This is a genomic window from Lysobacter sp. M2-1 (assembly GCF_022662495.1).
Classification (GTDB): Bacteria; Pseudomonadota; Gammaproteobacteria; order Xanthomonadales; family Xanthomonadaceae; genus JAKPBU01.
In genome coordinates this window covers 64194-88131 of record NZ_JAKPBU010000002.1, presented here as the reverse complement: position 1 = coordinate 88131, position 23938 = coordinate 64194, and the positions used below count along the sequence as shown (strand labels likewise).

Genomic DNA, 23938 nt, shown 5'->3' with positions numbered 1-23938 from the left:
AAATATTCGCCGCAGCATCCGCGTTGCGGCTCCGCGAGAAAAAATCGGCTGGACCAGCATCACTCGCCGATGCGCTCGGCCTCGGTGGCGGAAAGCGTGCGGGCAAGCCGGAATCCGCCGTCGTTCCTGGGCGCGTCTGGCTTGACGCGGCTGCGCCTGGCCGAGCGCAGTTCTTCCGCCCAGTCGTCCCAGGAGCCTCCGCGCACCCGCCGGATCTGGCAGGTGTCTTCCACGTAGGCACGTCCGCTCGTCGGCAACGATTCGCGCCAGCAGTCCGCGACGTATTCCCACACGTTGCCGACCATGTCGTACAGACCGAATGCATTGGGCCGGTAGCTGCCAACCGCGGAAGTGAAGGCCGTCCCGTCATCGCATTCGAGCATCCGTGCGCTCGTGTCTCCTTCGCGCAGGGCCCTGGCGGTCATGTCTTTCACTGCCGGAAGTGCGCGCGCCAGGCTAGCGTCGCCGCCGTTCGCGTAGGCGCAGGCCTGATTCCCCTCCTCACCCCAGAAGTACGTCGACGTCGTGCCCGCGCGCGCAGCGTATTCCCATTCCGCCTCGCTCGGCAGGCGATAATCCCGACCCGTCCTGCGCGCGAGCCAGGAGGCGTAGTCCCTCGCGTCCTCCCAGGAGATGCACGTCACCGGATGGTCGTCGGTCTGCTCGAAGGCGTGCTTGCGCCACGACGCGTCCGGATCCACGGCGGTGTCGTCGTCGATGCTGCTGAACCCGAACGTAAAGCACCCGCCGCCGACTGGTCGCCCCGTCTCCGCTGCGAACGCCGCGTATTGCCCGCGGGTGACTTCGGTTTCCCCAATCGCGAAGCTCGCGACCTGCACGCCGCTGCGCGGACCTTCGTGCTGGCGCCGCTTCGGTTCATCACCATGCTTGACGGCTCCCATCGTGAAGGTCCCGCCGGGAATCAGGACCATGCGCGGGCAGTCCGGGCAATCGCTGACGACCTCATGCGCGGGAACGGCCGGTACGAACAGGACCCACGCACCCAGGAGCCATCCTGCACGCTGTGGCAAACGCTGTGGCATCTGGTTCCTCCCGCTGTCTCGCCGATCGATTCCCTGTTAATTCGCGTGGCGGGAGAAAAGGTGTCATCGCCTGCCGATCTGGCCCGGTGCTAGGATCGCCGCGAACACGACAGCGCGGCTTCCGGAGGCGCACCGGCTCGATGGACGGTTTTTCATCCACGCTGGAGGCGGAGGAGCGCAGGCTGGCAGAGCTGATGAGCGCCTACCAGCAGGGCGATCTGGCGGCCTTTGAGCAGTTGTACGCACTGCTGGTCGATGGCGTGCGCCGTTACATCGCAAAAGTCCATCGCGACCAGGGCGCGGTTCACGACCTCGTGCAGGACACGTTTCTCGAACTGCACCGTTCACGGCGCACCTACACCCCTCCGCTACCGGTGCGTCCATGGGTCTTCGGAATCGCCCGCAACGTAGCGGCGCGTAGCCGCCGCTCGGCGCAACTCCGCCCGGAGGGACTGCCCCCGTCCGCTCTCGATGCCGCGCTGGCGATCGCCGCGCCCGCGGGCGGCGTGCCCTCGGCCGACGCCCTCGACATGGAGAAGGCGCTCAGGCGCCTGCCGGTGGGCACGCGCGATCCTTGGCTGCTGCACCATGTCCTGGGACACAGCTTCGACGCGATCGCCGCGCGCCTGGGCATTACGGTGGTGGCGGCCAAGCTGCGTTCGAGCCGTGCGACCAGGGCGCTGCGTCTTGCGTTGCACCCGACAGGCAGGAGCGGCGATGAGTAAGCGCAGCGTGCCCGCCGCACTGTATTTGGCAGTGAAGCGCGACCTGCGGCCGGTCCGGCCGCTCGCCAGTCCTTCCCGGCGGGCGTTGGCATTGCTGCCGGTCGCGATCTTCCTGCTCGTCGCCATGCCGGTGTTCTGGGCCTGGCGCACCCAGGGCGTTCCGGCGCCATGGCCATCGTGGGGTCTGTCGGTCCTCGAGACCGCCCTGAGCCTGGTCGTCCTCGGGGCCGCCTTCCGCGAAGCCGTTCCCGGGCGCGAACTGTCGGCCAGAGCGCTCTCCGTGCTGATCTGCATCGCCTGCATCGGCTTTCTGCTGGTCAATGCGACCACGCGCGGTCCGGTGCAGGTTCCGCAAGAGACCTGGATCCGATGGATCCGGGAGTGCATTTCCATGGCGCTCGCCTTTTCAGCCCCCGCGCTGATCGCACCCGCCTGGCTCGTGTCGCGCGCCTTGCCGAACCGGCCGGCATTGACCGGAGCACTGTGCGGCCTGGGTGTAGGCCTGATGGCGGACGCGGGCCTGCGCCTGGCCTGCTGGGACGGCGTTTACGCGCATATCGTGCTTGCGCATGGCGGAGCCGTCGTCCTTCTCATGGCGCTCGGTGCTCTGAGCGCGACGCTCGTGGAGCGCATCAAGGCGCGCAGTTGACCCGGCGCGAAGCTGGTCGCGAGCGTCACTGACCCGGCCCGGCAAGAGACGCGGAAAGCGCCGCCATGCAAATCCGGGGTCGCCCGCGAACGTCGGGCTCGAACGGAGAGTGAAGCTGGCGCCGCCGTCGCCCCCGCGATCAGCATTGCGGCCAGCGATCCCGACATGGCGCGGTTGGCAAAGCCAGGCGATGTCATCGCGCTGTCGATTTCGCGCTGGCCGATCCGTCGTCCACAAGAAGGCGCCGATGACGGGGCCACCATCACCACCCACAAGGAGCACGCCATGAAGATCACCGTCGAAACGCTCGCCCGCACCGACCTGGAGACAGTCTGGTCGGCCTACAACACTCCGGACGACATCACCCAGTGGAACTCGCCGTCGCCTGACTGGCACTCGCCACGCAGCCAGGTCGACCTGCGTGAAGGCGGCACCTTCAACACGCGCATGGAAGCCAGGGACGGCAGCGTGGGCTTCGATTTCGAAGGCACCTACACCAAGGTCGTGCCGCAGCGGCTGATCGAGTACCGCATGGGCGACGGCCGCGAAGTCGCCGTGCACTTCGACCAGAGCGAAGACGGCGTGCGCGTGCGCACGATCTTCGACGCGGAAACCGAAAATGCGCCCGAGGTGCAGCAGCAGGGCTGGCAGGCGATCCTCGACAACTTCGGGCGTTATGCCGAAACCAGGGTCAGCGCGCGCTGACCGCGCGGCGTGCAAGCCGGTTACCCATAGGGTGCGCCCTGGCGCACCCTATGTCTTCAGCACATCGGCAGCTTGAGTCCTTGTTCCGCTGCACACTGCTTGGCGATGTCATAGCCCGCATCGGCATGCCGCATCACCCCAGTGCCCGGATCGTTCCACAGCACGCGCGCGATGCGCTTGTCGGCTTCCGGCGTGCCGTCGCAGACGATCACCACGCCGCTGTGCTGGGAATAGCCCATCCCCACCCCGCCGCCGTGATGCAGCGAGACCCAGGTGGCGCCACCGGCGACGTTGAGCATGGCGTTGAGCAGCGGCCAGTCGGAGACCGCATCGCTGCCGTCGAGCATCGCTTCGGTCTCGCGGTTGGGCGATGCGACGCTGCCGGAATCGAGGTGATCGCGGCCGATCACCACCGGCGCGCTCAGTTCGCCATTGCGGACCATCTCGTTGAAGGCCAGGCCGAGCTTGTGGCGTAGCCCCAGGCCGACCCAGCAGATGCGCGCGGGAAGGCCCTGGAAGCTGATGCGCTCGCGCGCCATGTCCAGCCAGTTGTGCAGGTGCGCATCGTCCGGGATCAGTTCCTTGACCTTGGCATCGGTCCTGTAGATGTCCTCCGGATCGCCGGATAGCGCGACCCAGCGGAACGGGCCGACGCCGCGGCAGAACAGCGGGCGCACATAGGCGGGAACGAAGCCGGGGAAATCGAAGGCGTTGGCGCAGCCTTCGTCCTTGGCCATCTGCCGGATGTTATTGCCGTAGTCCACGGTGGGGATGCCCAGCGCGTGGAAGGCGAGCATGGCCTCGACGTGCACGCGCATCGACTTCTTCGCCGCATCGCGCACGCGCTCGGGGTCCTGCTTCTGCAGGGCGAGCCACTGCTCCACCGTCCAGCCGATCGGTAGGTAGCCGTGCACGGGATCGTGCGCGCTGGTCTGGTCGGTCACCGCGTCCGGGCGCACGCCGCGCTCGACCAGCTGCGGCAGGATTTCTGCGGCGTTGCCGAGCAGGGCGATGGATTTCGCTTCGCCGGCCTTGGTGTACTTCTCGATGCGCGCGAGCGCATCGTCGAGGTCGCTGGCCTGCTCATCGACATAACGAGTCTTCAGCCGGAAGTCGATGCTGCTCTGCCGGCATTCGATGTTGAGGCTGCTCATGCCGGCCAGCGACGCCGCCAGCGGCTGCGCGCCGCCCATGCCGCCCAAACCGGCCGTGAGCAGCCATTTGCCGGTGAGATCGCCGCCGTAATGCTGGCGGCCCAGTTCCACGAAGGTCTCGTAGGTGCCCTGCACGATGCCCTGCGAGCCGATGTAGATCCATGAGCCCGCGGTCATCTGGCCGTACATCATCAGGCCCTTGCGATCGAGCTCGTTGAAGTGCTCCCACGTAGCCCAGTGCGGCACCAGGTTGGAATTGGCGATCAGCACGCGCGGCGCGTCGGGATGGGTGGGGAACACGCCGACCGGCTTGCCCGATTGCACCAGCAGAGTTTCGTCGTCGCCGAGGGTCTTGAGCGTCTCCAGGATCCTGTCGTAACACTGCCAGTCGCGCGCGGCGCGGCCGATGCCGCCGTAAACCACCAGCTCGGCCGGGTTCTCCGCCACTTCCGCATCCAGGTTGTTCTGCAGCATGCGGAACGGGGCCTCGGTCAGCCAGCTCCTGCAGCTGAGCGTGCTGCCGCGCGGGGCGCGGATCCTTCGGCTGGGGTCGTTGCGCAACGCGGCGCGGGGCGTATCGGCCATGGCGGCATCCATCGGAAAACGATGCCCCGATTATCCCCCAGCGCGCCTTTGGACCGGTGCCGCGCGTTCGATCGGGCACAAATCACGCTGCGGACCTGCCGGGTTGCGCAAAACAAACGCCCGGCATGGCCGGGCGTTATTGCAGTGCCTGGTGCGCGATCAGTGCACGGCGGGGTCGAGCGAACGCAGCGCGTCCGCCAGGTCCCAGCGTCCGGTGCGGCGTAGTTCTTCGCCGGAATAGCTGCGGCCGGTGGCGCTGACGCAGCGCTTGGTGCCGCGGTTGTCGGCACGCGGCTTGATGCGGGTGGCGATGCGCGAACCGGTTTCGCGCAGGCAGTTGCGGTCGTGAAGCGCCTCATCCTCGGCCTGCGCGCGCTTTTCCGCCGGGCTGGCATCGGGGCTTGGGGCCTCGTCCTGTGCGGTCGCGGCGAAGGCCACAGTGCACAGCACGGCTGCCAGCAGGGCGCGTGTCTTGGAAGTGCGGGTCATGGGAGCACCTCTTGGTGAGTGCCGCCGGTGCGGCATGCTTCCACCATACGCCGTTGCCGACGGGGCGGCGAAGGCCCCGGCGGTCGCGATTCAGAGTCGCGTCAGGCTTGCGGACAGGCGGCCTGGCGGCCGGCGTGGAAGGCTTGCACGGCCGCTTCGTCCGCGGGCCTGCGCCCGGCTCCGTTGTCGAACAGCACACGCCATACGCCGTCGGCGTCCCGGTGCCAGACCGAATGGAAGGTACCGACCGAGAACCGTTCCTTGGCGCCGGGCGTAAGATCCTCGAACAGGGCCGGTCCGCTGGACCAGGCGACATCGTCCGGTCCGCCGATGGTCACCCGGTTCGGGTACCAGGATAGCTTGAGCCCCTTGCCGGCCACGATATCGGCCCAGGCGGCGACCACCGCCTCGCGCCCGCGCAGCGGCTGCGGCGCGCCGGAATTGAAGGCGGCCTGCGGGTGCAGATGTTCGGCGAAGGCGGCAGTGTCGTGATCGGCCACCGATTGCGCGAAGCTGAGTTCGCGCGCCCAGACCTGGCATTCGGCGTCGGTCAGCCTGGGTGCTGGCGCGGGCGCGGCTTCCTGCGCAATGGCGGGCAGAGCCGGGAGCATCAGGATCGCAAGCAACCAGGCGCGCATCGCGGTACTCCCTCGGGCGGGGGCGCCAAGGTCGCGCTTCCGTGCGCCTGCGGCAAGCGACGGAAGTCATGTCGCGCTAATCTTGCCCGTATGCACATTCCAACCATCCTCGCCTGCTGTGCCGCCCTGCTGCTCGCAGGCGGCTGTACCGCCACCTCCGTGCAATCGACGCCGGAGGCGACCGTCCCGGCTTCGCCCACGCGCATCCTGGTGTTCACGCATACCGCGGGCTTCCGCCACGACTCGATCCCGGTGGGCGTGGACACGCTGCGCGCGCTGGCGGCCGAGTCGGGCCTGCAGGTCGAGCACAGCGAGGACCCGAACCTGTTCGACGCCGCGAGCCTGTCGCGCTTCCGCGCGGTGGTGTTCCTCAATGCCACCGGCGATGTGCTCGATGGTCCGCAACAGCTTGCGTTCGAACGCTACATCGCTGCGGGCGGCGGCTACCTCGGCGTGCATGCGGCCGCCGATACCGAATACGACTGGCCGTGGTATGGCGACCTGGTTGGCGCGTGGTTCCAGGGACATCCGCCGGGACTGCAGACCACGGATGTGCGCTTCGAAGGTGACCAAGCCGGGCTCGCCGCGGACTGGCGCATCAGCGACGAGTTGTACAACTACAAGCGCAACCCGCGTAGTGATGTCGAGGTGCTCGCCACAGTGGACGAAGACGATTACACCGGCGGCACGATGGGCAACGATCACCCGATCGCATGGTGCCATGCCTCCGGCGGCGGCCGTGCCTGGTATACCGGCCTCGGCCACGACGCCAAGATGTATGCCGACCCGACCTATCGCGCGCACCTGCTGCGCGGACTGCATTACGTGACCGGGCAGTCTGCCGACTGCTGATCCGCTTCCGTAGGAGCGGCGTGAGTCGCGAGCGTTTGGCCATTCACGCCACCGATTGTCGAGCTCGCGACTGACGTCGCTCCTACACCGAAACCGGTATGTAGGAGCGGCGTGAGCCGCGAGCTTTAGACCTTTATGTTTCACCCAGATCAATGCGCGACACCCGCGAACGGATTGTCATGAGCGTCATTTATGATCGCCGGCATGCCGATACCGCTCCGTTTCCTGTCCGCGCTGCTCGCCTGCCTGCTGGCGTCCTGCGCGACATCGCCCTCCACTTCCGGTCCGGATTCCAATCCCGCCAGCGCGGCGCGCGCTGTCGCCACGCATGCGCCTGACAGCGTGCTGCTGGTGTCTCTGGACGGCTTTCGCGCCGACTATCTGGACCTGGGCATCACCCCCAACCTCTCGCGCATTGCGCGCGAGGGCGTGCGTGCGCGCTGGATGAGTCCGTCGTACCCCACGCTCACCTTCCCCAATCACTACAGCATGGTCACCGGCCTGGTGCCGGACCACCATGGCATCGTCCACAACACCATGCGCGATGCGGCGATCGGCGGATTCAAGCTGTCCGACCGCAAGGCCGTTGGCGATGGCCGCTGGTGGGATGGACAACCCATCTGGGTGAGCGCGGAAAAGGCCGGTCTGCCGAGCGCCACCCTGTACTGGCCAGGCAGCGAGGCGGAGATCGCAGGCGTCCGGCCGACGCGCTGGAGCCAATACCGCGAGGGCCACACCCTGCCACTGCACGAGCGCGTAGACACGGTGCTCGGCTGGCTGTCCGAGCCGCAGGCGACGCGGCCGCGCATCGCCACGCTGTACTTCGAAACCGTCGATCACGACAGCCACGCCTACGGCCCCGATTCGCCGCAGGCGTATGCGGCGGTACGGGCGGTGGATGCGGAACTCGGACGCCTGCTGGATGGGCTTGTCGCTCGCGGCATCGCGGAACACGTGAACCTTGTCGTCGTGTCCGACCATGGCATGGCCGCCGTGCCACGTCCGCAGCTGGTCGCGGTGGAGGACGTGGTCTCGAAGGAGGAAGCCACGGTCGTCACCATCGGCCAGGTGATCACCATCGCGCCCAACCCGGGGCACGAAGCGCGGGTCGAACGCAAGCTGCTCGGCATGCACGATGGTTACGATTGCTGGCGCAAGGGCGAGCTGCCCGCACGCTGGCACTACGGCAGCCATCCGCGCATCCCGCCGATCGTCTGCCAGATGCACGAAGGCTGGGACATGCTGCCACGCGAGACGATCGCCAAACGCACGACGGCGATACGCGGGTCGCATGGTTACGACCCGGCGCTACCGTCGATGCGCGCACTGTTCGTCGCCAGCGGCCCCGCGTTCCGTCGCGGCGTGACGTTGCAACCATTCGCGAATGTCGATGTCTATCCGCTGCTGGCGCGATTGCTCGGCATCCAGCCCGCACCGAACGATGGCGACATCGCGCCGCTGCTGCCCGCGTTGCGCGCAACGCCGTAGGTCGGCCCACGCCCCGACGACATGGCGTTCGGCTAGGCTGCGTGTCGGCGACGTAGCGCCGACCTACACGTCCGATGCCCATGTCCGAAAGCGGCCAGTCGCCGGTTTCCGGCGGTGCTAGGCTGACCCCATGATTTCCGATCCGGTCACCGCCTTGCCCGACGCCCACGTCTGCGAACAGGCGCGGCTGAGCCGCGATCCGCGCTTCGACGGCGTGTTCTTTACTGCGGTGCACAGCACCCGCATCTACTGCCGCCCCGTGTGCCCCGCGCCCTGGGCGAAGCGGGTCCGCTATTACGTGACCGCCGCGGCGGCCGAAGCAGACGGTTACCGGCCCTGCCTGCGCTGCCGGCCCGAACTCTCCCCCGCCGACGGCGCGTGGCGGCGCGGCGATGCGGTCCTGGCACGCGCGCTCAAGCTGATCGACCAGGGCTTCCTGGATGAGCATCCGCTGTCCGCGCTCGCCGACCGGGTCAATGTGGGCGAACGCCAGTTGCGTCGGCTGTTCGTGGAGCGCGTGGGCGCGCCGCCGATTGCGGTGCAGGGGACGCGCCGCCTGCTGTTCGCCAAGCAGCTGCTGACCGAAACGGCGCTGCCGATCACCGAAGTCGCGCTTGCCTCCGGTTTTGGCAGCGTGCGCCGTTTCAACGCGAGCTTCCAGGCTGCCTATCGCATGGCGCCGCGCGACCTGCGCAAGCGTCCCGTGGGCGAAGTGCGCCAGGATGGCGAAAGCCTGGTACTGCGGCTGGGCTATCGGCCGCCGTACGACTTCCCGGCGATGCTCGACTTCCTGCGCGGTCGCGCGCTGCCCGGCGTGGAAGTGGTCGATGCCGACAGCTACGCACGCGTGATCGCGGGCGAGCGGGGCACGCCGCCCGGGTGGCTGCGGGTCAGCGCCTGGCCCGATGCGCGTGCCGGCACCGAACATGCGCTGCGGCTGGAGCTGCACGCCGCGCAGGCCTCGCGGCTGCTCGACATCGTCGGCCGGCTGCGGCGCATGTTCGACCTGGATGCCGATCCGGATGCGATCGGCGCGGCGCTGTCGCCTGATCCGCGCCTGGCGCCATTGTTGCGTCAGCGTCCGGGCCTGCGGATTCCGAGCGGCTGGGACGGATTCGAGATCGCGGTGCGCGCGATCCTGGGCCAGCAGGTGAGCGTGGCCGCGGCGCGCACGTTCGCAGCGCGCATCGCGCAGCGCTTTGGCGAGACCTTGCCGACGCCGTCGACACCCGGACTCGAGCACCTGTTCCCCACGCCGCAGGTACTGGCGGACGCGGATCTGACCCAGATCGGCCTGACCCGCGCACGCGCCGATACCGTGCGCACGGTGGCGCGCGCGGTGCTCGAGGGCACAGTCGACTTCCGGGTCGATCGCACGCTGGAGGATTTCGTTGCGCGCTGGACCGCCCTGCCCGGCATCGGACCCTGGACCGCGCACTACATCGCGTTGCGGGCGATGGGCCATCCCGACGCCTTCCCCGCCGATGATCTGGTGCTGCAGAAGGCGCTGCCCGGCGACGGGTCGCGCATGAGCGCCGCGGCGCTGACTGCGCACGCGGAACGCTGGCGCCCATGGCGCGCGTACGCGGTGCTGCACTTGTGGCGCGACAGCATGCCGGTACCGATCGCCCCGCGCGAACGCGCCGCCGCGCAAGGCGCGAGGAAGCGCCGGGAAGCAGCGTGATGGCAACCCGTGCGATCGCGTGGCGCCATGTCGACAGCCCGGTCGGCCCGCTGTTGCTCGCCGCATCGGACGATGCGTTGGTCGCGATCGAATTCCAACGCAACCGGCATCCGGTGCGGCGCGACGCGGACTGGCATGAAGGCGACAACGCCGTGCTACGCGACGCGCAACGCCAGCTGGATGAGTACTTCGCCGGGACACGCCGCAGCTTCGATGTGCCGCTTGCGCCGCTGGGCACGCCGTTCCAGCGCGAGGTCTGGAGCACGCTGGCCCGGATTCCCTATGGCGACACGTGGAGTTATCGCGATGTGGCCAGGTCCATCGGCAAGCCCGAAGCGGTGCGCGCGGTCGGCGCTGCCAACGGCCGCAATCCGATTCCCATCGTCCTGCCCTGCCACCGTGTGATCGGCGCCGACGGCGCGCTCACCGGCTTCGGCGGCGGGCTGCCGACGAAGGCCTTCCTGCTGCGATTGGAAGGTGCGCTGCCGCGCGAGCCCGCCGAACTGTTCGGGTAGGTCGGGGCGGCCCCCGACGCGTGACGCTCGAGCGTCGGCCGCGTAGGGCCGACCTGCGTCCCAGCCATTCGGTGTTCTGTATCGCCCACGTAGGAGCACCTGTTCGGCGCGGCCGCTATCCAGGCACCCTGGTCGCGCCGAAGCGGCGCTCCTACGGAAGGGATCTGGCTATGCCGACAACAACTTCGACATCGCGCTGCGATAGCGTTCTGCGATGCGCTCGTGGTCGCGATGCCGGCCAGCGCTGACGACCGTCTGTCCCGCGACGCTGACTTCGCGCACCACGCTGCGGTTGCCGCTGAAGATCCAGCGATCGGCGACATCGGCCTGCGCTGCACCCGCGAGAAGCGGGGCTGTGGCATCGAGCACGATGTGATCGCCCGTGTCGCCGAATCCCGTTGCATTCGCACTGCTTCCCGCCACGCCGCTCAGCAGGGTCACGCCCACGCTGGGCGAATCGGCGGCCACTGCGACGTTGCGGTGCCGGGTCGCCAGCCGTTGTCCGTACTCGAGCCAGCGTAGTTCTTCCACCGGCGAGACCGAGATGTGCGAATCCGAACCGATGCCCCATGCGCCACCCGCATCCAGGAACGCGCGCAGCGGGAACAGGCCATCGCCGAGATTGGCTTCGGTGGTCGGGCAGATCGCCACGGTTGCGCCGGAACTGGCGATCCCCGCGATCTCGGCAGCGTCCAGATGGGTCGCATGCACCAGCGTCCAGCGCGGATCGACCTGCGCATTGGCCAGCAGCCATTCCACCGGACGCGCATTGCGGATGGCGATGCAATCCTGCACTTCGCCCACCTGCTCTGCGATGTGGATATGGATCCGGCAATCACGCGGCAGCGCCTCCAGCACGGCCTGCATCGCGGCCCGCGGCACCGCGCGCAGGCTGTGCAGGGCGCATCCCACGCGCAGCGTGGCGTCCTGGTGCGCGTGCAGGGTTTCGAACAGGCGCAGGTAGCCCTCGACATTGTGGCCGAAGCGCTGCTGGCGATCGGACAGCGCGCGCCCATCGAAACCGCCGCTCATGTACAGCACCGGCAGCAGGGTCAGGCGGATGCCGGCTTCGCGCGCGGCGGCGATGAGCGCATCGGACATCGCAGTCGGCACGGCATACGGCCCGCCGTCGGGCGCGTGATGCAGGTAATGGAACTCGCAGACCGTGGTGTAACCGGCTTCGAGCATCTCCACGTACAGCTGCGCGGCCACCGCGTGCAGCGTGTCCGGATCGAAGCGCGCGGCGAACCGGTACATCGTCTCGCGCCAGGTCCAGAAGCTGTCTTCAGGATGGGTCTGGCGTTCGGCCAGGCCCGCCATCGCCCGCTGGAAGGCATGCGAATGCAGGTTGGCGATGCCGGGCGTGCGCCAGCCATCGGCCACGCGCGTTATCCCGGCCTTGTTCGCGGCGTCGGCGTTCGTATGTTCGGACATGCGGCCACGGCTGCGCGGTGGGATGCGCTAGGCTACCGCGTCGGAACCGGATGGGATACGTCGTGGACACGAGTCTGCTTGGCGTCGTGGTGGCGGTGATCGTGGCCGCAGGCGTGTTTGCGCTGCTCGTGCGCCGCCACGTCGAACGCGCCGACGCCCCCGAATTCGGCAGCAGCGACGCGAGCGGCCCGGCAATCGTGTCGGGTACCGGAGGCGGCGCACACGGTGCGCACGATTGCGCCGGTTCGTTCGGGGGCGGCGATTGCGGGGCCGGCGATGGAGGGGGCGGTGGCGACTGAGCCCTGGGACGGCCTGATCCTCGGCGCTTCGCTGGCCACCCTGGATGGCGATGGGGGCTACGGCGCGATCGACAATGCAGCGCTGGGTTGGAAGGACGGGGTTTTCACGTTCGTGGGCGCCCGCACTGCACTGCCAGGCGCGCCCGCGTCGCTTGCCGACGAGGTGATCGAGACCGACGGTTGGATTACCCCAGGGCTGGTCGACTGCCATACCCATCTGGTGTTTGCCGGCGACCGCGCCGCCGAGTTCGAACAGCGCCTGCAAGGTGCCAGCTACGAGGAAATCGCACGCTCCGGCGGCGGGATCGTGTCGACCGTGCGCGCCACCCGCGCGGCGAGCGAAGCGGATCTGACGAGGGAATCGTCGCCTCGCCTGCAGGCGCTGATCGCCGATGGCGTGACCACGGTGGAGATCAAATCCGGCTACGGCCTGGACTTCGACAACGAACGCAAGATGCTGCGGGTCGCACGCCAGCTGGGCGAGCGCCTGCAGGTGGGCGTGCGCACCACCTTCCTCGGTGCGCATGCGTTGCCGCCGGAGTTCGCCGGCGATCCGGACGGCTACATTGATGCCGTCGTCGAATGGCTGCCGCGGCTGCACGCCGAAGGACTGGTGGATGCGGTGGATGCGTTCTGCGAGCGCATCGGATTCACCGCCGCGCAGACGCGGCGCGTGTTCGAAGCCGCCCGTGCGCTGGGGCTGCCGGTCAAACTCCACGCCGACCAGTTGAGCGACGGTGCCGGAGCGGCGCTGGTGGCCGAATTCGGCGGCCTGTCGGCAGACCATGTCGAGTACACCTCGGAAGCCGGAGTGCACGCCATGGCCGAAGCCGGCACCGTCGCGGTGCTGCTGCCCGGCGCGTTCCATGTCCTGCGCGAAACCACCCTGCCGCCGGTGGCCGAATTCCATGCGCGGGGCGTGCCGATCGCGGTCGCCACCGACTGCAATCCCGGCACCTCGCCGCTGCAGTCGCTGCGCCAGGCGATGCAGCTGGCCTGCACGCATTTCCGGCTCACACCCGAGGAAGCGCTGCGCGGCGCAACGGTCAACGGCGCGCGCGCACTGGGGCTGCACGACCGCGGCGTGCTGCGCCACGGCCTGCGTGCCGACTTCGTGCACTGGCGCATCCGCCATCCGGCCGAACTGTGCTACTGGCTGGGCGGAAACCTGGCGCTTTGCGTCTATGCCGCCGGCCAACGCGTCGCCTAGCTCTCCGGCGGCCCGGCGGTTTGTCGCACAATGCGGGCGAACCAGATGAAAGGACCGCACATGCTCCGCACCATGCTCGCCCTCGCCTGCCTGCTGGGCTCCCCGGCCTTCGCCGCACAGGCGCCCGAGGCGGCGCAGCGGCTCGCGCAGGAGGCGGTGATCGTCGACACCCATATCGATGCGCCAGGCATCCTCACCGAGAAATGGGCCGACCTCGGGAACGAAGCCAAGGATCGCGAGTTCGATTATTCCAAGGCGCGCGCCGGCGGCCTGGATGTGGCCTTCATGTCGATCTACACCTCGCCCAAGCAGGACGAGGACGGCAGCGCCTGGCAGGTGGCCAACGCGATGATCGACGGCGTGGAAGCCCTGGTGCAGCGCCACCCCGACAAGTTCGCGATCCTCACCTCACCGGGCGATGCCGACCGGCTCGCGCAGGGCGGCCGCGTGCTGCTGCCCCTGGGCATGGAGAACGGCGCCCCGCTCGGCGACAAGCTGGAAAACGTGAAGTTCTTCTTCGACCGCGGCGTGCGTTACATCACCCTCGCCCACAGCGCCAACAACCGCATGGCCGATTCGTCGTACGCGCTGGAGAAAAAGTGGAACGGGCTCAGCCCACTCGGCCGCGAGGCGGTGCGCGAGATGAACCGGCTCGGGATCATGGTCGACGTCTCGCATCTGGGCGATGCCTCGGCCAAGGAGGCGATCGTACTGAGCCGGGTGCCGGTGATCGCCAGTCATTCCGCATTCCGCCACTTCACTCCCGATTTCGAGCGCAACATCAGCGACGAGATCGCCAAGGCCGTGGCGGCCAAGGGCGGCGTGGTGCAGGTGCCGTTCGGCACCGCGTTCATCGATCCGGCGAGCGCCGCCACCACCCAGGCGCGTTTTCGCGCCGTCGCCGATTTCGACCGACGCAATGCCGCGCTCAAGGCGCAGGGCAAGCCGGAAGAATCGCGCGAGGCGTTCGACAAGGCATGGGAAGCCGCGCATCCGCCGGGAACCAGCACGCTGGATCAGGTGCTCGACCAGATCGATCACGGGGTGAAGCTGATGGGCGTTGACCACGTCGGCATCGGCTCGGACTTCGACGGCGTCGGTGGCGAGCTGGCGAGCGAACTCAAGACGGTCGCCGATTACTCCCATCTGGTCGCGGGCCTGCAGGCGCGCGGCTACGAGGACGCCGACATCCGCAAGATCCTGGGCGGCAACCTGCTACGTGTGTGGGCGGAAGTCGAAGCCGGGGCGAAATGACCCGTGGTGCGGGCGCGGTCCCGCAGGATGCCGAAAAAACAAAGCCCCGCATCAGCGGGGCTTTTCGGTCCGAAGGCGAAGGCCGGGTGCTTACCTGGCAGCCGCCTTCTTCGCCACGACCTTCTTGGCCGGCGCCTTGGTGGCGGCTGCCTTCTTGGCGACCGGCGCGCTGGCGCTGCCGGTGGCCTTGGTAGCCACGTGCGAGCGGGCATTGCCGTAGCTCGAGTTGTAGCGCTTGCCCTTGGCGGTCTTGCGGTCGCCCTTGCCCATGGTGTCGTACTCCTGCGATCTGTGGATCCGCGCGCGGGTGCGGAAAGGCGCGCATTCTAAAGGAAAAGCCGGGCTGGGGCCCGCGTTGGCCCATCAGGATACCCGGTGCATCAGGGCCGGCCCTATAGCCCTCTTAGTACGGGGGCGCCCTGAAGGGGCAGGGTTTGACAGCGCATGGCCGGGACCAAGGTTCGCGCAGCGAACTTTGGGATTGATCCGTGCGCAGCAAGGATCAATGCGCGCAGGAAGCATCGTGCACGTGGCCGTGGTTGAGCCGCAGATTCACCAGATGTCCCAGGCCGACCAGGGTTCCACCCAGGGTCATGGCCACGGCGTGAGGCACCACGGTCTCGTGCAACGGCTGGTACAGCACGCCCAGCCACAGGATCGCCAGTCCTGGCAGCAGCAGCCCCAGTGCCCGCACCACACGATGGCGCCGGTAGCCCCAGAGCAGGCTGAAGACGCCCAGCAGCGTGGCGAAGAGCACGAAGCCCCGCTCGAAGCCATCGCTCAGCCAACTCGCAATCCCCAGCGACGGCAGCGCCGCGATCACGACTGGCAGCAGCGCGCAGTGCAGCGCGCACATGAGCGAGCCCATGGCGCCGAAGCGATCGAGCCAGTGGTGGCGGTGCAGGTCGGGCATGACTTCCGGGCTGTTGACGGGCAGGTGCGCTGGAATGGTAATAATATAACATCACTCATCCAACAAGACCAAGCCTGATGCCCGTACGCCCCTGCGTTCTCTCCCGCCCCGGCCCACTGTCCGCCGCCATCCTCCTGGCCCTGGCCACCGCGCCGGCACTGGCCCAGGAGGATGCCCGCCATGACGAGGTCAAGGACCTGTCCGCCGTCGTGGTCCGGGCCACACCGCTGCCGCAGACGGCCGAGGACCTGGCGCGGCCGGTCGAGGTGCTGGCCGGCGCACGTCTGGACGAGGCCAAGGCCAATTCACTGGGCGAAACCGTGAACCGCCTGCCGGGCGTGCAGTCCTCGTACTTCGGGCCGGGCGTCGGGCGTCCGATCATCCGCGGCATGGACGGCGCGCGCGTGCAGGTGCTCAGCGACGGCCTGTCCTCCGGCGACGTGTCCACGGTGAGCGTGGACCATGCCGTCTCGATCGAGCCGTTCCTGGCCAACCAGATCGAGGTGCTCAAAGGCCCCTCCACCCTGCTCTACGGCAGCGGCGCCATCGGCGGCGCGGTCAACGTCGTCGACGGTCGCATTCCCGAGGCAGCCACCGAAGATCCGTTCGAGGGCCGCGCCGAACTGCGCGCCGGCAGCGTCAACAGCGAGAAGACCGGCATGGTGCGCGTCGACGGCACCAGCGCCTCCGGACATTTCGTGTTCCACGCCGACGCGTTGCATCGCGAAACCGGCGACTACGACATCCCGGGTTACGCCGAGAGCGCGGCAATGCGCGCCAGCGAACAGGAAGAAGGCGAGGAAGAGGGCCACGAGGAAGAGGAAGAGGCCCATGGCGTGCTGCCCAACAGCTTCGTGCGCACCGACAGCGGTGCGCTTGGCGTCTCCTACGTCGGCGAGCGCGGCTTCCTCGGCGTCGGCGCCAGCCTGTTCAACACCCGCTACGGCGTGCCCGGACATGCGCACGAACACGAGGAACATGAGGAGGGTGAGGTCGAAGCCGGAGCCGAAGAAGAAGGCCCCGTGCACATCCTCATGGATCAGCGCCGCAGCGAACTGCGCGGCGGCCTGAACGGACTGGGCGCGTTCGATACGCTGCGGGTGAAGCTGGCGCGCAACGAATACACCCATACCGAATACGAAGGCCAGCAAGTCGGCACCGTATTCGACAACGACAGCACCGAAGCTCGGGTGGAACTGGCGCATCGCGGCTGGGCCGGCTGGGACGGCGCATTCGGGCTGCAGGCGTCGGACCGCGACTTCCGCGCCATCGGCGACGAAGCCTTCGTGCCTGCCTCGCAGTCGCGCGATATCGGCCTGTTCTGGATGGGCAGGCGCAGCTTCGGACCAGTGGACCTCGAGCTGGGCGCACGCCACGACCGCAACAGCGTCGACGTCGATGCGGATGAGGCGATCGGACCATCGCGCGATTTCAGCGCCACCAGTTTGTCCGCATCTGCGCGTTGGAACCTGGACGAGGACCTGCATCTGTCCTTCGGCCTCGACCGCGCGCAGCGCTCGCCCACCGCCGAGGAGCTGTATTCCAACGGCCTGCACGTGGCCACCCAGAGCTTCGAATTCGGCAATCCGGATCTGGATGTGGAAACCGCCAATCGCGCCGAGATCGGCGCGCACTGGCACCACGGCCCGATCAAGATCGGCGCATCCGTCTATGCGGTGGACTACACCGACTTCGTTTATCTGGCCGATACCGGGGTGGAGGACGATGGCACGCCGGCGCGTGTCTGGAACCAGGGCGATGCGCGCTTTACCGGCGCCGAAGCCGAGCTGCAGTGGACCTTCCTCGACAACGACACCGGCCGATGGAGTCTGCGCGCCTTCGGCGACCTGGTGCGCGGACGCCTGACCGGCGACGGCACGCGCGAGGTCGCCTTCTCGGTGCCGCACGATGATCACACCCACGACTACACGGCCGAGATCGCGCTGTCGGGCAACCTGCCGCGGATCGCACCCTGGCGCGTGGGCGGCGAGTTGCGTTGGGAAGGCGAGCACTGGCGCGCGGGTGCCGGCGCGGTGCGCTATGCGCGCCAGGACAATGTGGCCGACTTCGAATCCGAAACCGCGGGCTACACGCTGGTCAACGCGAACGTTGCCTGGCATCTCGACACCCCCGGCGGCAACGCCTGGGAGTTGTTCGTCGACGGCAGCAACCTGCTGGACGAAGAGGCGCGTCCGCATACCTCGTTCCTGAAGGATCTCGCACCGCTACCGGGACGCAACATCAGCGCCGGGGTCAGGCTGTTCTTCTGATGGCGACGGCGCTGGCGGAATTCGCCGCGCGCAGCATCGCCGCCGGGATCGGGGCCACGGTCGTGGTCGACCTGTGGGCGCTGCTGCTGCGGCGAGCGCTGGGCTGGGCTTCGCTCGACTGGTCGATGGCCGGGCGCTGGATCGGGCATCTGCGGAGCGGCAGGTTCGCGCACGAACGCATCGCAGCGGCGCCCGTGGTCCGCGGCGAACGCGCGATCGGCTGGATCTTCCACTATGCGGTCGGAATCGTGTTCGCCTCCGCGCTGCTGGCGGTCATGGGCGCCGACTGGGCACGCCGGCCGACGCTGACCGCCTGCCTGGCGACCGGCTGGCTGACGATCGTGTTCCCGTGGTTCGTGATGCAGCCGGCGATGGGTGCGGGAGTCGCGGCTGCGCGTACACCGCACCCGCCCCGGGCCCGCCTGCAGAGCCTGCTGACCCATACCGTCTTCGGGATCGGCCTGTATCTCGCGTTCGCCGGCCTCGCTCTGCTCTTCCCATCGGCCGCAGCCTAGTCCCTGCTGCCTGATCCGGCGGCCACGTGCCTGGCAGACATCGTTGACGTGCGTCGGAAAATACGTGTATATGCACCTATGGACCAGCTCAAGCCCCAGACCAGTCCCTGCACCTGTTTCCGCATGCGCAAACTGACCCGGCTGATGAGCCAGCGCTACGACCGCCGGCTCGCCGCTGCCGACATCAACGTCAATCAGTATTCGATCCTGCGGCGGATCGGCCGGAATATGCGCACCGTGAGCGAGCTCGCCCGCGAGCTGGGCATGGACCGCACCACCCTCAGCCGCGATCTCAAGCCGCTCATCGCCCGCGGCTGGGTCGAGCAGGTCGCCGGCGAAGACGCACGCCAGCGGCCGCTGCGCGTGGCTGCCGCCGGCGTCCGCGCACTCAAGCAGGCCATGCCGCTGTGGCGCGATGCGCAGGACGAAATCGAAACCCTGCTCGGGAGCCAGCGCACATTGCGCCTGCACGCGCAGCTCGACGAGGCCATCAGGCGGCTGGATCACAAGGCATGAACCTGCGCCCCGACATCGACGAAATGCTCCGTGGCCTGCTGCCCAAAGGCGCATCGCTGCAGATTCCACCGCCCTGCCTGACCGACATGCAGGGCGAATTCGTGGAGTACGTGGAAGGCGTGTCGCTCAGCGCGCGTTTTCCGGTGCTGGCGCGCTACCGCAACCCGATGGGACATATGCAGGGCGGTTTCATAGTCGCCGCGCTGGACAATACGCTGGGGCCGTTCTCCTATCTGATCGCGCCGCCGAGCGCGACCGCGTCGTTGAATACCCAATACCTGCGCCCTGTCGTTGCGGGCATGCCGCACATCCGCTGCAAGGCCTGGCTGGTGGAGCGCACCCGCAACCAGCTGCACCTGGCGGCGGACGTCCGCGATCCCGACGATCGCGTGCTGGCGCTGTGCCAGTCGACCTGCCAGATCCTGCCCACCGCATGATCCTGCGACCCTGATGCCCATGTCCGCCACCGCACCCTCCGCCAACCGACATGCCTGGCTGCTGATCGCAGCCGCCACGCTGACCCTGATGGTGACCATGGGCGTGCGCCAGTCGCTGGGGCTGTTCGTGCAGCCGATCGCGCGCGACACCGCGCTCGGCATCGTCGAGATCAGCTTCGCGCTGGCGGTGGCGCAGCTGGTGTGGGGCATCGTCCAGCCGTTGTTCGGCGCCTGGGCGGACAAGACCGGGCCTGGCCGTGTGCTGGTCGCCGGCGGCCTGTTGCTGGTACTGGGCATGGCGCTGACGCCGATGCTGATCTCGCCCTGGGGCCTGGTGTTCACCCTCGGCCTGCTCGGTGCGGCAGGCGCGGGAGCGGGCAGCTTCTCGGTGCTGATTGGCGCCGCGGCGCAGCACGTCCCGGCCGAGAAGCGCTCGATGACCGCCGGCATCATCAACGCGGGCGGATCGTTCGGCCAGTTCGTGTTCGCCCCGTTCGCCCAGGCCATGATCGCGGCATTCGGCTGGGCTGCCGGCATGTGGGCCCTGGCGGTGTCCGCACTGGCCACGCTGCCGCTGGCGTGGCCGCTGCGCGGCCGCAAGCATCGCACCACGAATACCGCAGCGGTCGCTGCACCTGCAGACATCGGCCTCCGTCAGCAGTTGCACATCGCGTTGCGCGACCGCAGCTACTGGATGCTGCACATCGGGTTCTTCACCTGTGGCTTCCACATCGCCTTCCTGGTCACGCACCTGCCCAGCGAGATCGCGCTGTGCGGATTGTCGGACCGGGTCTCGGCGATCTCGCTGGCGCTGATCGGCCTGTTCAACGTGGCGGGCAGCCTGGGAATCGGCTGGCTCGGGCAGCGCTACCGGATGAAGTCGCTGCTGGCACTGATGTATGCCAGCCGTGCACTGCTGATCGTCCTGTACCTGGCCTCGCCGCCGACGCCACTGGTGTTCTATGCGTTCGCCGCAGGGCTGGGCCTGACCTGGCTGGCGACGGTGCCGCCAACCGCGGGCCTGGTGGGCAAGCTGTTCGGCGCGCGTTACCTGGGCACGCTCTTCGGCCTGACACTGCTCTCGCACCAGGTCGGCGGCTTCTTCGGCGCATGGCTGGGCGGTCTTGCGATGGAACGCTTCGGCGATTACAGCTGGATGTGGTACGCCGACATCGCCCTGGCCCTGCTGGCCGCGCTGGCCAATCTGCCGATCCGCGAGGCCCGACTGTTCCCTGCACGAACCGCCCCGGAGGCCGCATGAATGACTCACCGGAAGAAGCCATCGATCTCGGACGCAAGCTCGCCACCTTTTCCGAACATTGGCAGCCGCGCACGATCGCCACGTTCAACGGCCACGACATCATGGTGGTGAAGGTGAAGGGCGAGTTCGTCTGGCACAGCCACGACGACACCGACGACCTGTTCCTGGTCCTGCACGGCAACCTCCGCATCGAACTGGAAGATCGCACCGTCCGGCTCGGCCCTGGGCAGCTGTTCGTGGTGCCGCGCGGCGCCGCGCACCGCCCGGTGGCGGACGAGGAGGCGCACTTGCTGCTGATCGAACCGACCGGCACACCCAACACCGGCGATCCGGCAACGGCCGCGACGCGCAGGACGATCTAGCAGCGTCGATCAGCGCGGCGGCAGCTGCGCGCAATCCGCGCACAGCCCATGCACTTCCAGGGTCTGCGTCTGCGGGCTGAAGCCGAGCGCGCGCGCCTGCGCGTCCAAGGTCGTCACGACGTGTTCGTCTTCCAGCTCCACCGCCTTGTGGCAGGCATCGCAAATCAGGAACGGCGCCGAATGCTGCGCGGCATTGGGGTGGTGGCAGGCAACGAATGAATTGACCGATTCGAGCTTGTGGATGAAGCCGTTCGCCAGCAGGAAATCGAGCGCGCGGTAAACCGTGGGCGGTGCCGCCGCGCCGGCGCCTTCCCCGTCGCGCACCTTGTCCAGCAGGTCGTAGGCCTTGATCGGCTGGCCGGCCTGGGCGATCAGGCCCAGCACCCGCGCGCGGATCGCCGTCAGGCGCAGCCCACGATCGCTGCAGGCGCGCTCCACCGCCGCCACGAAGCCGGCGGCGTCGTGGACGTGCAGTTCCGGCGAGGTGCATGGATGGGTCATGACTGGATGATGGTGCCGAAATGCAGGCGACTCAAGCGATGCGCGCGATCGCCGCGTCGATGCGTTTGAGCGCCTCTGCCTGGCCGGCGAGGTAGACGGTGTGCGCGATGTCGGGGCTGACCTGGGTGCCGGTGATCGCCACGCGCAGCGGCTGCGCCACCTTGCCCATGCCGAGGCCGAGCGCCTCCGCGCTGGCATGCAGGGCGTGCGAAACGGTTTCCGCACTCCACGTCGTGAGTTTCGACAGGCGCTCGCGGGCCTCGGCCAGCGGCATGCCGGCAGCGGCGGTGAGGTGCTTGGCGACGGCGGCGGCGTCGTAATCGTGCAGCGGACCGAACCACACCGCGGCGCGCTCGGCCATGTCCTTGAGCGTCTGCACGCGGTCGCGCAGCGCGATGACGATATCCGCCGGTGCGGGCCCTGCCGACAGGTCGTAACCCGCCTGCCGCAGATGCCACTCGAGGTGCCTGCCGACCTGCTCCGGATCGTCGGACTTCAGATACTGCTGGTTGAGCCAGCCGAGCTTGGCCGGGTCCAGGCGCGATGCCTTGGCGTTGACGTCCTTCAGGTCGAACAGCGACGTCATTTCGGCGATCGAGAAGATCTCCTGATCGCCGTGCGACCAGCCCAGACGCACCAAGTAGTTGAGCAGCGCGTGAGGCAGATAGCCGGCATCGCGGTACTGCATCACATCTGCGGCGCCGGTGCGCTTGGACAGCTTGGCGCCGTGTTCGTCCAGGATCATCGGCAGGTGCGCGAACGCTGGCACATCGGCGCCCAGCGCGCGATAGATGTTGATCTGGCGCGGCGTGTTGTTGACGTGATCGTCGCCGCGCACCACATCGCTGATGCGCATGTCGATATCGTCGACCACCACCGCGAAGTTGTAGGTGGGGTAGCCATCGGAACGGAAGATCACCAGGTCGTCGAGTTCGGCATTGGCGATCTCGATGCGGCCCTTGACCTTGTCGTCCCAGGCCACCGCTCCTTCTAGCGGATTCCTGAAGCGAATGACGCGGTTGGGATCGTCGCGATACTCCAGGTTGGCATCGCGGGCGGCGCCGCTGTAGCGCGGCTTTTCGTTCGCGGCCATGGCCGCCTCGCGCATCGCCTCGAGCTCTTCCCTGGTTTCGTAAGCGTAGTAGGCGGTGCCGGCGCGCACCATCTGCTCGGCGACTTCGCGGTAGCGATCCAGCCGATCGGTCTGGTAGATCGGGCCTTCGTCGTAGTCCAGCCCGAGCCAGTCCATCGCTTCGAGGATGGCGTCGATCGCCGCCTGGGTGCTGCGTTCGCGGTCGGTGTCCTCCACCCGCAGGATGAACTGCCCCCCATGGCGGCGCGCCTGCAGCCAGCAGTACAGCGCGGTGCGCGCACCGCCGATATGCAGGTAACCGGTCGGGCTCGGGGCGAAGCGGGTGCGCGTGGTCATGGGCAGGCCTGGAACGGAACCGCGCGATTTTACGCCCTGCAGGAGCGGCCTTGGCCGCGATTGGCCGCGCCTTGCCTCATCCGTGGCGCGCTTTCTGAAAAGAGCATTCGCGGCCAAGGCCGCTCCCACAGTGACCCACCACTACAATGGCGGCATGACCACGCTGTTCATTTCCGACCTGCATCTGGACCCCGAACGCCCCGAGATCACCCGCCTGTTCGGGGAATTCATCGAGGGCGAAGCGCGCGGCGCCGATGCGCTGTACATCCTGGGCGATCTGTTCGAAGCCTGGGTCGGCGACGACGATCCTTCCGAAACCGGCGCCTTCGTCGCATCGAAACTCAAGGCGCTGGCGGGCGCGGGCGTGCCCGTGGCCTTCATCCGCGGCAACCGCGACTTCCTGCTCGGCGAGGATTACGCGCGGCGCGCGGGCATGGCGATCCTGCCGGATCCGGCGGTCGCCATGCTGTACGGAACTCCGACCCTGCTGATGCACGGCGACCTGCTGTGCACGGACGACACCGCCTACCAGCAGTTCCGCGTGCAGACGCGCGATCCACGCTGGCAGGCGCAATTCCTGTCGCAGCCGCTGCCCGCGCGGATCGCCTTTGCGCAACAGGCGCGCGCGGCAAGCGCGGCGCACCAGTCAGGGCTGAAGGACCAGGGCACGATGGAAACGATCACCGACGTGTCGCCGGCCACGGTGGCCGATACGTTCCGGCGTTACGGCATCGGTCGACTCATCCATGGACATACCCATCGGCCGGCGATCCATGAGCTCGATGTCGAGGGCCGTGCATGCCAGCGTGTCGTGCTTGGGGATTGGTATGACCAGGGCTCCGTCCTGCGCGTCGCCCCCGACGGCATCCGTCTGGACATGCTCTAAAAAAAAGCGTAACCAGTTCTGCCGACGCGCTGCGGCGCGCTGTAATGGGATCGCGAGTGGTGGGAGATCGCGGCGCGGCTCCGTCTTGCGGGTAGACCGCGGCGGCCTGAAGGTCGAAGCGCTG

The 23938-nt window shown here is 68.1% G+C and carries 26 protein-coding genes; 17 read left to right on the top strand and 9 right to left on the bottom strand.

Going from position 1 to position 23938, the window contains the following annotated elements:
• Window positions 1–59 precede the first annotated feature (59 nt).
• Window positions 60–932, bottom strand: coding sequence for a formylglycine-generating enzyme family protein (locus MC375_RS09330; protein WP_242103080.1), 873 nt, complete (start codon window positions 930–932; stop codon window positions 60–62).
• A 251-nt stretch (window positions 933–1183) separates the two neighbouring features.
• Here MC375_RS09330 and MC375_RS09325 point away from each other — a divergent pair, with 251 nt between their 5' ends.
• The 3 genes from MC375_RS09325 to MC375_RS09315 all read left to right on the top strand — a co-directional run bounded on the left by MC375_RS09325 (window position 1184) and on the right by MC375_RS09315 (window position 3122).
• A complete protein-coding gene (locus MC375_RS09325) occupies window positions 1184–1768 on the top strand; it encodes an RNA polymerase sigma factor (RefSeq protein ID WP_242103079.1) in 585 nt (194 codons plus the stop codon).
• Complete coding sequence (locus tag MC375_RS09320) at window positions 1761–2417, top strand: NrsF family protein (RefSeq protein ID WP_242103078.1); 657 nt, start codon at window positions 1761–1763, stop codon at window positions 2415–2417. Before MC375_RS09325 ends, MC375_RS09320 begins: the two co-directional genes overlap by 8 nt.
• 165 nt (window positions 2418–2582) lie before the next feature.
• Window positions 2583–3122, top strand: coding sequence for an SRPBCC family protein (locus MC375_RS09315; protein WP_242103077.1), 540 nt, complete (start codon window positions 2583–2585; stop codon window positions 3120–3122).
• Window positions 3123–3178: 56 nt separating this feature from the next.
• Here the strand turns inward: MC375_RS09315 and hutU are convergent, their stop codons facing one another.
• The 3 genes from hutU to MC375_RS09300 all read right to left on the bottom strand — a co-directional run bounded on the left by hutU (window position 3179) and on the right by MC375_RS09300 (window position 5988).
• A complete protein-coding gene (gene hutU, locus MC375_RS09310) occupies window positions 3179–4861 on the bottom strand; it encodes a urocanate hydratase (protein WP_242103076.1) in 1683 nt (560 codons plus the stop codon).
• 159 nt (window positions 4862–5020) lie between these two features.
• Window positions 5021–5350: a hypothetical protein gene (locus MC375_RS09305; protein ID WP_242103075.1), complete on the bottom strand. Its 330-nt coding sequence runs from the start codon at window positions 5348–5350 to the stop codon at window positions 5021–5023.
• A 101-nt stretch (window positions 5351–5451) separates the two neighbouring features.
• The gene (locus MC375_RS09300; protein WP_242103074.1) at window positions 5452–5988 is read right to left on the bottom strand and encodes a nuclear transport factor 2 family protein; all 537 of its coding nucleotides are present in this window, start codon (window positions 5986–5988) and stop codon (window positions 5452–5454) included.
• A gap of 90 nt (window positions 5989–6078) precedes the next feature.
• Between MC375_RS09300 and MC375_RS09295 the strand changes: the two genes are divergently transcribed.
• From MC375_RS09295 to MC375_RS09280, 4 genes are all read left to right on the top strand, one after another.
• On the top strand, window positions 6079–6840 hold the full coding sequence (locus tag MC375_RS09295) for a ThuA domain-containing protein (RefSeq protein WP_242103073.1): 762 nt from the start codon (window positions 6079–6081) through the stop codon (window positions 6838–6840).
• Window positions 6841–7044: 204 nt separating this feature from the next.
• On the top strand, window positions 7045–8328 hold the full coding sequence (locus MC375_RS09290; protein WP_242103072.1) for an ectonucleotide pyrophosphatase/phosphodiesterase: 1284 nt from the start codon (window positions 7045–7047) through the stop codon (window positions 8326–8328).
• A gap of 130 nt (window positions 8329–8458) precedes the next feature.
• Window positions 8459–10012, top strand: coding sequence for a DNA-3-methyladenine glycosylase 2 (locus tag MC375_RS09285; protein WP_242103071.1), 1554 nt, complete (start codon window positions 8459–8461; stop codon window positions 10010–10012).
• Window positions 10012–10527, top strand: coding sequence for a methylated-DNA--[protein]-cysteine S-methyltransferase (locus MC375_RS09280; protein WP_242103070.1), 516 nt, complete (start codon window positions 10012–10014; stop codon window positions 10525–10527). Before MC375_RS09285 ends, MC375_RS09280 begins: the two co-directional genes overlap by 1 nt.
• 168 nt (window positions 10528–10695) lie before the next feature.
• On the opposite strand, the gene MC375_RS09275 is transcribed toward MC375_RS09280, so the two are convergent.
• Window positions 10696–11961: a formimidoylglutamate deiminase gene (locus MC375_RS09275; protein ID WP_242103069.1), complete on the bottom strand. Its 1266-nt coding sequence runs from the start codon at window positions 11959–11961 to the stop codon at window positions 10696–10698.
• A 62-nt stretch (window positions 11962–12023) separates the two neighbouring features.
• On the opposite strand from MC375_RS09275, the gene MC375_RS09270 reads away from it, so the two are divergent.
• Genes MC375_RS09270 through MC375_RS09260 form a run of 3 tightly spaced genes read left to right on the top strand, consistent with a single transcriptional unit; the run spans window position 12024 to window position 14724 of the window.
• Entirely contained in the window at window positions 12024–12260 is a 237-nt protein-coding gene (locus MC375_RS09270; RefSeq protein WP_242103068.1) for a hypothetical protein, read from the top strand.
• The gene (hutI, locus tag MC375_RS09265; protein WP_242103067.1) at window positions 12250–13470 is read left to right on the top strand and encodes an imidazolonepropionase; all 1221 of its coding nucleotides are present in this window, start codon (window positions 12250–12252) and stop codon (window positions 13468–13470) included. The genes MC375_RS09270 and hutI overlap by 11 nt, the downstream gene beginning before the upstream one ends.
• 60 nt (window positions 13471–13530) lie before the next feature.
• Window positions 13531–14724 carry a dipeptidase gene (locus tag MC375_RS09260; protein WP_242103066.1) on the top strand — a complete coding sequence of 398 codons (1194 nt, stop codon included), beginning with the start codon at window positions 13531–13533 and terminating at the stop codon, window positions 14722–14724.
• 90 nt (window positions 14725–14814) lie between these two features.
• Here MC375_RS09260 and MC375_RS09255 read toward each other — a convergent pair whose 3' ends face one another.
• Both MC375_RS09255 and MC375_RS09250 read right to left on the bottom strand, forming a co-directional pair.
• Entirely contained in the window at window positions 14815–14994 is a 180-nt protein-coding gene (locus MC375_RS09255; protein WP_242103065.1) for a 30S ribosomal protein THX, read from the bottom strand.
• A gap of 232 nt (window positions 14995–15226) precedes the next feature.
• Window positions 15227–15637 (bottom strand): MerC domain-containing protein, encoded by a 411-nt coding sequence (locus tag MC375_RS09250; RefSeq protein WP_242103064.1) that lies wholly within the window; start codon window positions 15635–15637, stop codon window positions 15227–15229.
• Window positions 15638–15714: 77 nt separating this feature from the next.
• Between MC375_RS09250 and MC375_RS09245 the strand changes: the two genes are divergently transcribed.
• From MC375_RS09245 to MC375_RS09220, 6 genes are all read left to right on the top strand, one after another.
• Entirely contained in the window at window positions 15715–17907 is a 2193-nt protein-coding gene (locus MC375_RS09245; RefSeq protein WP_242103063.1) for a TonB-dependent receptor, read from the top strand.
• On the top strand, window positions 17907–18422 hold the full coding sequence (locus MC375_RS09240; protein ID WP_242103062.1) for a DUF2938 domain-containing protein: 516 nt from the start codon (window positions 17907–17909) through the stop codon (window positions 18420–18422). The genes MC375_RS09245 and MC375_RS09240 overlap by 1 nt, the downstream gene beginning before the upstream one ends.
• Window positions 18423–18545: 123 nt before the next feature.
• Window positions 18546–18938, top strand: coding sequence for a MarR family winged helix-turn-helix transcriptional regulator (locus MC375_RS09235; protein ID WP_242103061.1), 393 nt, complete (start codon window positions 18546–18548; stop codon window positions 18936–18938).
• Window positions 18935–19375: a PaaI family thioesterase gene (locus MC375_RS09230; protein ID WP_242103060.1), complete on the top strand. Its 441-nt coding sequence runs from the start codon at window positions 18935–18937 to the stop codon at window positions 19373–19375. Before MC375_RS09235 ends, MC375_RS09230 begins: the two co-directional genes overlap by 4 nt.
• Before the next feature lie 19 nt (window positions 19376–19394).
• The gene (locus MC375_RS09225) at window positions 19395–20636 is read left to right on the top strand and encodes an MFS transporter (RefSeq protein WP_242103059.1); all 1242 of its coding nucleotides are present in this window, start codon (window positions 19395–19397) and stop codon (window positions 20634–20636) included.
• On the top strand, window positions 20633–20998 hold the full coding sequence (locus MC375_RS09220) for a cupin domain-containing protein (RefSeq protein ID WP_242103058.1): 366 nt from the start codon (window positions 20633–20635) through the stop codon (window positions 20996–20998). The genes MC375_RS09225 and MC375_RS09220 overlap by 4 nt, the downstream gene beginning before the upstream one ends.
• A 9-nt stretch (window positions 20999–21007) precedes the next feature.
• On the opposite strand, the gene MC375_RS09215 is transcribed toward MC375_RS09220, so the two are convergent.
• Together MC375_RS09215 and gltX are read right to left on the bottom strand one after the other, a co-directional pair.
• Window positions 21008–21499 (bottom strand): transcriptional repressor, encoded by a 492-nt coding sequence (locus tag MC375_RS09215; RefSeq protein ID WP_242103057.1) that lies wholly within the window; start codon window positions 21497–21499, stop codon window positions 21008–21010.
• 31 nt (window positions 21500–21530) lie between these two features.
• Window positions 21531–22928 carry a glutamate--tRNA ligase gene (gene gltX, locus MC375_RS09210; protein WP_242103056.1) on the bottom strand — a complete coding sequence of 466 codons (1398 nt, stop codon included), beginning with the start codon at window positions 22926–22928 and terminating at the stop codon, window positions 21531–21533.
• Window positions 22929–23082: 154 nt separating this feature from the next.
• Here gltX and lpxH point away from each other — a divergent pair, with 154 nt between their 5' ends.
• Entirely contained in the window at window positions 23083–23814 is a 732-nt protein-coding gene (gene lpxH, locus MC375_RS09205; RefSeq protein ID WP_242103055.1) for a UDP-2,3-diacylglucosamine diphosphatase, read from the top strand.
• Window positions 23815–23938: the final 124 nt, after the last annotated feature.